At 68.6% G+C, this 1,066-nt stretch carries 2 protein-coding genes; both read right to left on the bottom strand.

Annotated features, from left to right (window positions below; all coding sequences use genetic code 11):
- Positions 1–422, bottom strand: a 422-nt coding sequence (locus tag AC4FAH_RS04710) for an NTP transferase domain-containing protein (protein WP_490245717.1), incomplete at its 3' end; no start/stop codon positions are given.
- A gap of 32 nt (positions 423–454) precedes the next feature.
- Positions 455–1,066: XdhC family protein (locus AC4FAH_RS04705; protein WP_490245716.1), on the bottom strand; the 612-nt coding region annotated here is incomplete at its 5' end.

Below are 1,066 nucleotides of genomic sequence, written 5' to 3'. Positions count from 1 at the left end.
TCAAGCCTCGGTCGCACGATATGCACGCCATCGGCCTGGGCCTCGGCCCGAAGGACATGAAAGGTCTGCGCCGTGATCTGCGCCATGTCCGCCAGCCATACCGCCGCCACCTGCACATGTGCCAATCCAGCCTCATCACTGAGCTGACGGAAGGCATCGCCGAGACTGGCACCGAGTCCATTGCCCGCCTGCGGCGCACGCCAGAACCGCCCGGCATGCTCACGCGCGAAGTCATCTCCCAGCAGTGCGGCGGGATCATCGTCCTCACGCAGCAGCAGACGCCAGTCCACACCACAGGACATGACCCGCGACAGCGTCGCCATCAGCAGTGTCTGGCCATCCGCCAGACGCGCCTGACGCTTGTCACTGCCGAAGCGGCGACTCTGCCCCGCGGCCATGACCAGAATGATCGACTCATTCATGGGCGACCTCTCTGCCTGCCCCCTGAGCGCCTTCACAGGCTCTCGCGAGCGCGGCCACGGCGGATGCGCACGATATCGGCCATCACCGCCAGCGCGATCTCGGCCGGTGTCTTGCTGCCCAGATTCAGCCCGATCGGCATCACGATGCGCGCGATCTCCTCGGCGCTGAGTCCACCGCTGCGCGCCAGCCGTTCGGCACGCGCCGTTGAGGTACGCAGCGAGCCCATCACGCCGATATAGAACGCGGGCTGGCGTACCGCCTCGATCATCGCCAGGTCATCGATACGCGGGTCGTGGGTCAGCGCGACCACGGCGGTGGCGGCATGACAGCCGCCGGCGGCGATGAAGCGTGACGGCAGCTCGCGGCGCAGGCTGACGCCCTCGAGCGGTGCCTTGCGGGCATCCCAGTCGGCCAGCACTTCCTCGCGTGGCTCGCAGATGATCACCTCGAAGCCGAGGCTGACGGCGAAGGCGGCGCAGGCTTCCGCCACCGGCGAGAGGCCCGCCAGCAGCAGACGCGCCACCGGCCCGACCCGCAGCTGATAGCCGCACGCCTCACCCGCGTGGCCCTTGAGTGGCTCGACCCGCTCCCCCAGCCCGCTGTCGTGCTGAAGCGTACGCGCGCCATCCCCCTCCAGCATCAC

The sequence above is a fragment of the Cobetia sp. genome, from assembly GCF_983723665.1.
Note: the sequence above shows the minus strand (reverse complement) of the source record. Positions and strands in the feature narration are given on the sequence as shown.